Annotated in this window: 6 protein-coding genes; 1 reads left to right on the forward strand and 5 read right to left on the reverse strand. The window is 70.2% G+C overall.

The genetic code is table 11. The annotated features are described in order from the left end of the window. Positions 1-85 precede the first annotated feature (85 nt). From ACWCO3_RS26955 to rph, 4 genes are all read right to left on the reverse strand, one after another. Positions 86-1,594 (reverse strand): DUF1996 domain-containing protein, encoded by a 1,509-nt coding sequence (locus ACWCO3_RS26955; protein WP_450012685.1) that lies wholly within the window; start codon positions 1,592-1,594, stop codon positions 86-88. Between the two features lie 399 nt (positions 1,595-1,993). After that, positions 1,994-2,854, reverse strand: coding sequence for a hypothetical protein (locus ACWCO3_RS26960; RefSeq protein WP_358164489.1), 861 nt, complete (start codon positions 2,852-2,854; stop codon positions 1,994-1,996). Between the two features lie 127 nt (positions 2,855-2,981). Then, positions 2,982-3,920: a class A beta-lactamase gene (bla, locus tag ACWCO3_RS26965; RefSeq protein ID WP_450012687.1), complete on the reverse strand. Its 939-nt coding sequence runs from the start codon at positions 3,918-3,920 to the stop codon at positions 2,982-2,984. Between the two features lie 23 nt (positions 3,921-3,943). After that, a complete protein-coding gene (gene rph, locus ACWCO3_RS26970) occupies positions 3,944-6,553 on the reverse strand; it encodes a rifamycin-inactivating phosphotransferase (protein WP_450012693.1) in 2,610 nt (869 codons plus the stop codon). Positions 6,554-6,720: 167 nt separating this feature from the next. Between rph and ACWCO3_RS26975 the strand changes: the two genes are divergently transcribed. Next, positions 6,721-7,266 (forward strand): DUF5990 family protein, encoded by a 546-nt coding sequence (locus tag ACWCO3_RS26975; RefSeq protein ID WP_450012689.1) that lies wholly within the window; start codon positions 6,721-6,723, stop codon positions 7,264-7,266. A gap of 14 nt (positions 7,267-7,280) precedes the next feature. Here ACWCO3_RS26975 and ACWCO3_RS26980 read toward each other — a convergent pair whose 3' ends face one another. Next, positions 7,281-8,372, reverse strand: coding sequence for a winged helix DNA-binding domain-containing protein (locus ACWCO3_RS26980; protein ID WP_450012691.1), 1,092 nt, complete (start codon positions 8,370-8,372; stop codon positions 7,281-7,283). Between the last annotated feature and the right edge of the window lie 110 nt (positions 8,373-8,482).

An 8,482-nucleotide genomic window follows, 5' to 3' on the forward strand; every position in this document is an offset into this window, starting at 1 on the left:
CATTCTGCCCGAACGGACGTCGGCGACCACAGCAGGCGGACGGCCCCCGCACCGAAGTGCGAGGGCCGTCTCTGTCAGGCGTCGGTCAGCCGCCGGCGAAGGTCACCTCGGTGCCGCACTTGGCGTTCTGGTTGAGGCAGGACTTCACCAGACCGCCGAGGCGGGCGGGCTCCCAGGCGTTCATGAAGTCACCGTGCATGGACGACGGCTTGCCGGAGGAGAGGCTGAGGCCGTCACCGCCCAGCGACTGGTAGTTCACCATGAAGGACAGATCCGGCACGGCCACCGGGTACTTGCCGGTGCAGACCCCGTTCACCGGGTCGCCCATGTGTGACTTGTGGTCGGGCGAGTCGATGTTCTTGCCGTCCCAGCAGTCCTTGAACACGAGCTGGAAGATGAGGTTGCCGCCGGGGGCGCAGACCGGCCAGTTGCCGTCGGCGCTGCGGCCGATCTCGGCGCTGCCGGCGCACCAGAACTGGTTGCTGCCGGCGTTCTTCGGGGTGTCCACCTGCTTCTTCGCGTCACCCTCGACGACCCGCAGGCCCGGCGGGAACGGCTTGACGGTCGACGGGTCCTTGACCCGCGAGCCGTAGTAGACGCGGAAGCTCTTGACCGGCACGGCCTTGCCGTCCTTGCGCAGCTCCGGGACCCAGTAGGCGCTGTTGTCACCCGGGGCGTTGCAGTTGGTCGTCGCGGAGAGCAGCTTGTCCGTCGTGGTGAAGGCGTCGATCTTCGTACCGAAGAACGTGTGCATGTGCGAGGCGCCGGGCAGGCCGGGCACGACGATCGGGTCGTCCGGAGCGGAGTTGGCGACCTCGCAGTCGGTGTGGAACTCCGGGACCCGGGTAGTGCCCGGCGTCACCGCCTTCGGCGTGATCGCGTTGAACGCAGCCAGTTCCCTGTCCCACCGGGCCTGATCCACGGGCACCCAGCCGCCAGCCGGCGCGCTCGGCGGCACCGACGCGGAGGCCGACGACGACGGGGTGGCGCTCGGGGTGGCCGAGGCGCTCGGCGACGTGCTCGGCGTGGTCGAGGCGCTGGGCGACGCGCCAGCCGCGGGGCCGAACGTGAACCAGTTCAGGTTGACGAAGTCCGACGTCGACGTGCTCTTCAGCACGGCGAAAACGGTCTGCGGGCCGGCCGGCACGCTCGACGCCCTCGCGGCGACGGTCGTCCACTTCTGCCAGCCGCCGGTCTGGGCGATCGGGAAGCTGGCCAGCACCGCGCCGTCCTGCGCGCCGAGGCGCAGTTCGACGGTGCCACCGGCGGAGTTGTGCGAGGACACCCGGGCGGTCAGGTCGGCACCGGTGATCGACACGCCGTCGTACCGCAGCCAGTCGCCGTTGGCCAGCCAGCCGACGTTGCGGCCGCCGTCGGCGTCGCCGGTGCTCTCGGTCTGCGCGCCGGACTGCGCTGCGAAGGCCTCCGCCTGGACCCGGCCCGGGACGGCGACCTCCTCGGCCTGGGCGCCGGCGATGTAGATGCCGCTGGCGGTCAACGCGGCGGCGACCGCGCCGGCCAGCGTGAGGCGGGTGATACGACGACGCTTGCGCGCCCGGTCCGGCGGTGCGACATGCGCGGGGGGAGTCCGCATTACCAATTCTTCCTTTGGGTCGACGGCACAGCTGATGGCGAAAAGAAGTATGAGTGGGTCGGGGGATTCGCATCAACTCGTGGGCGAAGAATTAAGGAGACCATTTTAGATACGCGCTGGTGGCCGGCCTGTCGGCGTGGGATGACAGTTTTTCGGCCGCAATCCCTTAAGTTCTCGTTAAGCGTCTGGAGTGGAGCACTGGACCCTCACCTGGGCTTACGATCCTGACGCGGCCATGCGTCAACCCTGGAGTCGGCGGCCGACGGACGCCGTGAAATGTGATTCATTCGACTGCGGATTATCGGTAATGTGCGGCCGGTAGGGCATTCTGCTCGGCCTGGTCCGCCGAAATCCACCAGGCGGCCGGAGTGCTCGGCGCGGACGTGGACGTATCGCGCGCTACGAAACACGGCCCTGGATGCAGTCTGGCGTGCCTCCGCGGTGGGCGTCCGTCGCCGCCGACCCTCGGGTCACGAGACTGAAGAGGCTACGTTGCAGCGGGTCTGGTCGCAGTTGGCAAGGACTGGCCTTGGCGATGACGTCGGTGCTGAGGTGTTCCACCACTGGTGGATGGTCGGCGGTGATGACCGTGGCGTAGTCCTCGCTGCTGCCCACGAGCAGGACACTGCGTCGCTGATTGCCGTCGTCGATGTTGAGACGAACGAGCCCGTCGAGGAGCCGACCCACAGTTATCCGCTGAAGGTAGTCGCCCTCGGTGGTCGAGGCGAATCTCTGCGTCTTGCTGGTGGCGACGATCATGGTAATGGTGACCGTCAGCAGCGCGATGATCGCTACGGCCAGGGCTCGGAAGCGTCGTCTCCTGGTGGCGACCGCGGCGAACGCGAGACTCAGCAGGCCCAGCTGCGGTGCGACGTAGTTCAGCGGGATGAAGAAGGAGAGCATCGAGCCGACGGCGATTGCGGTCCAGCCCGCTTGACGAGTCGTCCAGGAGGTCCACCGATGCAGGCCGAGGTACGTCAACGTTGCGCCCAGCAGCGGCAGCACCAGTGGAATCAGTGCCACGGCCAGGATGACCGGGTTGCCCTGCTGGAGCAGTGCGTGGAGCACAGCTGGTTGATCCAGCATGCCGAAGGTGAGCACGATGATCAGCGGCGGTACGAGGGCGCCGATCGTGGGCAGTAGGTCGCTGGGCCAGGTCGGCTCCGCCGGCGCGCTGACATGGGACGTCCGCCAGGTGTCGCCTCTGCGGGTGACGACCAGGTGTTCGATGTGCACCCAGCGCTGGCGGTCTGCTCCCACGCTGCCGTGCCGAGCGTGCATCTGATGACTGAGTCTCCGCGGCATGTGGGGCACGACTGCCAGCGTAGGAGGCGGAGGCGACCTAACCCCCAGCGCGACGGGCTTCGACCCGGCCGGCCACAGAACGTCAGAGTCGGGCGACGACCACCCTGGTGGCCTCGGCGATGAGGGCGTCGTCGGGAGTGGCGTCCTTCGTGTCGCGGCTGGACAGCACGGCCAGGACGATCGGGGCGCGATCGGGCGGCCAGATCACCGCAATGTCGTTGCGGGTGCCGTACCCGCCGGTGCCGGTCTTGTCGCCGACCACCCACCCGGCGGGCACCCCGGCGCGGACCAGCGCCGCGCCGGTGGTGTTACCCCGCAGCCAGCCGCGCAGGACGTCGCGGTCCGCGGGCGTCAGGGCATCCCCCACGGTGTACGCCCGGAGGTCGCCCGCCAGGGCCCGCGCGGTGCTGGTGTCCCGCTTGTCGCCGGGTGTCGCCTCGTTGAGCGCGGTCTCGTAGCGGGCGGCGTCGGTGGTCGTGTCGCCGACCGCCCGCAGCTTCCTCTCGAACCCCTCCGGCCCGCCGAGGTGGCGCAGCAGCAGGTTGCCGGCCGTGTTGTCGCTGTAGCGCACGGCCGCGTCGGCGACAGCGCGCAGGCTCATGCCCTCGGCGACGTGCTTCTCAGTGATCGGTGAGTGCGCCACCAGGTCCCGTGCCGGGTAGCGCACCACCCGGTCCAGCTCGGCGTCCGTGGTGTCGTCCAGCACCTCGGCGGCGGCCAACGCCTTCCACGTCGAGGCGTACGCGAACCGTTCGTCGGACCGGTGTTCCACAGTGCGGCCGGTGCCGGTGTCGACGGCGTAGACACCCAACCGTGCCCCGAACGTCTTCTCCAGCCGTTGGAACTCCTGCTCGGCGGCCGGCGACGCGGTGGTGGTGGGCGGCGGGGCGGCGGCGGTCACCTCGGGGCTGGGTGTCGGGCGCGCCTCGGGGGCGTCTCCGGTGCTGCACGCCGCCACCGTCACCACTGTCGACGCCGCGACCATTGCGGTCGCCAGACGTCGGGCAGGGATCGTCATCATGGTTCCTCCTCGGGTGCCGTCGGTCAGGGCAGGATCTCGACGTACCCGTCGCTGCCGTGCACGCGGATCCGCTGTCCGTCGTGGATCAGCCGGGTGGCGTCGAGGACGCTGACGACAGCCGGCAGGCCGTACTCCCGGGCGATCACCGCGCCGTGCGTCATCAATCCGCCGACCTCCGTCACCAGGCCGGCGATGCCGACGAACAGTGGCGTCCAGCTGGGGTCCGTGTGCGCCGTGACGAGGATGTCACCCGCTTCGAGATCGGCCTGGGCCATGTCCAGGATGACGCGGGCGCGTCCTTCGGCAGTCCCGGCTGACACCGGCACACCGATCAGAGCGCCGGCCGGCACGTCGTCACGGCGGTAGGCACCGGTGAGGACCTCGCCGTCCGAGGTCATCACCCGGGGAGGCGTCAGCGCCTGGTACGACCGGAAGGCGTCACGGCGCTGCCGGATCAGGTCGTCGTCCAACTGGTGCGAGCGCACGACCTCGTGGAACTCCTGGAACGTCAGGTAGAAGACGTCCTCCCTCTCGGTGAGGACGCCGGCCCGCACGAGGCGTTCGGCCTCGTCGAGCAGGGCCTGCTTGTAGACGAAGTAGCGGCTGACGATGCCGTACTTCGGGTACTCCCGATAGCCGACGAAGGTCCGCACCCGGTCGATCATCCGCTCGGTCTCGTCGGCCTTCTGCTCCCCGTCCGGCAGCGCCCGCAGGCGCGTCAGCACCTCCTGCGCCTTCTCGCGGGCCTGCTGCTGCCCCTGCTCGAAGCGCCTCCTGGCAGCACCCGGCTCGAAGAGCCGGACGTTGTCGAGGATCACCGGCACGAGTGTGCTGGGACGTTCGCTCCACCGTGGCCTGGTGATGTCGATCTCCCCGACGCAGCGCATGCCGTACCGGTCGAGGTACGCCTCGAGGGCGTCGCGCGCGGTGGCCCCGCCCGGGAGTTTCGGCAGCTCGTCGAGGAAGCCGTCGTCCTCGACGCCGCGCAGGAACGCCACCACCTCCGGATGCGGACGGATCTGGTCGGCGACGTCCAGCAACGCCAGCCCCATCTCCGACGTGATGTTGCCGGGGGCGGACAGGGTGAGGGTGTCCGCCGCGTTCTTCTCGCCCAGCCACTCGTACAGCCGGTCGTTGAGCCACCAGGTGGCCTCCATGCCGGCCATGATCGCCTGCATGTTCAGCGGCTCGGCGAGGATCCGTTTGTGTTCCTCGAAGGCCTCCAGCAGGAAGTCGAACAGCGCCGTACCGGTCACCGTCGCGATGTCCCGCCGCAGGGCGGCGAGGGACGCCTCGTTGCGCTCGATCAGCTCGGTCACGATGGCCGGGTCGGTCTCGATCGACGCGCCGCCGGTCGGCAGCCTGGCAGGACCACCGTCGTCCACGGGCGTCGTCGGAACGAAGCCCGGGCGGTCGAGGAGCGTCTGCAACGCGTCCCTCATCAGTGGGTCGGACTTCCCGACCATCTCCAGGAACCCAGCGCGGCCCGGCGACGCCAGCAGCCGGATGGCGTCGACGAACAACCTGCCGCCGGCCTCCAGCATCGGCGCCATGGCCGTCAACTGCCACATGGACAGGCCCAGCGGCCTCATGGCGTCGGTCATCATCTGCTGGTGACCGACCGAGAGGTAGACGTGGTTCTCCTGGTCACCGGCCGGGGGTATGGGGAACAGCGTGGTGATCGGCCGGCTCTGCACGATCAGGAAGTCGTCGTCGACCAGGCACCATTCGATGTCCTGCGGACGGCTGATGTGGGCCTCGATCCGTCGTCCGAGCCGCACCAGCCGCACGACCTGCGCCTCGGTCAACGCCGGCTGCTCCTGCCGCTGCGGGTCGATCGCCACCTCCCGCGTACCGCCGCCTGGAAGAGGGACGACGGCACGCTGTTTGGCGGCCACCGCCCTGGTGACGACCTCGCCGTCGCGCACCGTGAAGACGTCCGGGTTCACCAGGCCGGACACCAGGGCCTCACCGAGGCCGAAGCTGGCGTCCACCGTCGCGACCCTCCGGTCGCCCGATACCGGGTCGGCAGTGAACAGGATGCCGGCCGCGTCCGGAAAAACCATCTGCTGTACGACGACAGCCATCTGCACCGCACGGTGGTCGACGCCGTTGCGCAGCCGGTAGACGACGGCCCGCTCGGTGAACAGCGACGCCCAGCACCGGCTGACGTGCCGCAGGATCTCCTCCGGCCCCACCACGTTCAGGTAGGTGTCCTGCTGACCGGCGAAGGAGGCCGTGGGGGAGTCCTCGGCCGTCGCGCTGGACCGGACGGCGTACGCCGCCTCCTCGCCGAACCCCGCGAGCGCGCCGGTGATCGCGGCCGCCAGGTCGCCCGGGATCGGGGTCTCCTCGATGCTCCGGCGGATCTCCGCGCTGACCGTGCCGATCGCCTCCCGGTCGTCCGGGCCGAGGCGTGAGAGCTGGTCGAACAGCTCGTCGACCGACGGGGTCTGCGCCATGACCCGCCGGAAGGCGGTCGTCGTCACGCAGAACCCGGCCGGTACGCGGACCCCGTCGATCCGCGACAGCACGCCCAGGTGCGCGGCCTTGCCCCCGACGACCGCCACCTGCGTCTCGTCAACCTCCCGGAGATCCACCAGCGTTGCGAGGTCGCTGCGGCCCTCGTCCATCGACAACACACCCACGTCGTGCCCCCCGTTGCGTCCTGATGCTGGTCCGGCCGCAGATTCTGCGCCAGGACCGGGGTCTTGCCGCAAGCCCCCAGGTGCGATATACGTTAGAAGTGGCAGGGAGAGTTATCTCCTTGCCTTTACTTTTTGCCCCCTCGGGCGGTGCGGTGACCCGCCCGACCGCCGCGCACCTCGGCCGGCCCCACCAGGCCGACACCGCCACCACCGACCGGCGCACCTGCACCGGTCGAGGAACGAGAATCGCCAGCATGCGGATCCGGATCGACGGCACCGACCTCCCCGGTCGCCGTACCGGTGCGGAGGCCGACGCGCTACGGCGGGGCAACGTGCACGTCGGCGTCCAACGCAAGGCCGAGGTTGTCGATCTGGTGCCGGCCGACGCCGCCGACACCACGTGGCACGTCGAGGTGTCCAGCCGTGAGGTCGACGGGATGCTCGACGTCGGCGGCCCGTGGGTGCACGGCCGCCCCGGTGCGCGATTCCTGTACCTGAGCTGGGGCGCGGTGACCGAGGACGGCTTCGCGATGTTCCGACGAGCGAAGCTGATGTTCACCGACGTTCCGACCGAGCTGCTGCGCGCCGCACACGAGGGCGGCGGGGTGCTGGTCGGCCGGGTCGGGCTGACCGACGCCGCCGGCGGGCCGCTCTGCGCCCGGGTGCCGCCTCCCGCCATCGCCTGGACGGTGGAGTGAGCGGCCTCCCGGCGTTAGCCGGCGAACTCGACGCCGGCCAGGGAGACGGCCCGGTGCGCGGCGAGGTGTTCGGCCTGGGCGGTGATGGCGTCGCGTGTCGCGCCCGACAGCCGCTGCCAGGGATGTACGGCGACCGTGAACGTTCTGCCGGACTTGCGCGGTCGCCAGGTGCCCACCAGCTCGCCGTCGACCAGGACGGCACCGGGGCGACCCAGCACCGGCCACAACTCCTTGGCGCGGGCGGCGTCCGGCACCAGTGTCGCCCGGTCCTTCGCCTGCAGGAACAGGTCGTACGGGCCGAGGAGGCGGGTGCCCGTGCCGTCGGCCGACTCCAGCGCCTGTTCGTCGGCGGCCAGCAGTGAGCGCACCTCACCGTCGACCGTCACCTCGACCACGTCCCTGGGCCAGAGCGCCTTCACGTCCTTGACCGGGGCGTCGAGATAGTCGGCCACCTGTTTCGGGGTGGCCGGGCCGAGCAGGCGAAGGTACGCGCGGATGAGGTCGAACCGGTCACCCGGAGCCTGTGCTTTCGTGAACCCGGCGATGCGCCGCAGGATCGGAGGTGAGGTGTCGAACTGGAGTTCCAGTCCGGCCCGCACGGCGGCGAGCCGGAACGGCATCTCGTAGAGGTGGGTGGCGTCGCACGGCCGGCAGGACCGCAGGTACGGCGCGGGCAGCATCGTGGCCAGGCGGCCGGACACGTCCCCCTTGACCGTCGGCCTGGTGACGACGGCCCGCATGCGGGCGGCCACCTCGTCGAGGGCCGCGAGGTTGCCGATGCCAGCGGTTTTCAAGGGTCGGGACGCGTCGTAGATGCGCTTGCCCGCGTCGGCGTCGGTGAAGGGTTCGACGGCGGCCGCCACCGCGCCGACGTCGGCCCGACGGTAGAGGTGTGGGGCGCCCCGCACGGTCCACAGCAGGACCACCTCCGTGTCGGACAACGCGGTCACGTCGACCCCGCGCCCCGCCAGCGCCCACCGGGCACCGTCCGGCCCGGTGTTCTGCACCCCGATGTCCAGCACGGCAGTGTCGGCGAGCGTGCCCGCGCCCCGGTCGAGCTGCTGGGCGTGGACGCGGAAGTTCAACACCTGGCGCCGATCGACCATGCCTGAACCCTAAGGCCTGTGTCGAAGCCCCTGGCCGGCCTGCGGCGGGCCCGGACGACGACCGGCCGCGTTGGATATTCGCCCGGATACAACACCGGTATCCGAACGAA

Source organism: Micromonospora sp. NPDC002411 (assembly GCF_053592955.1).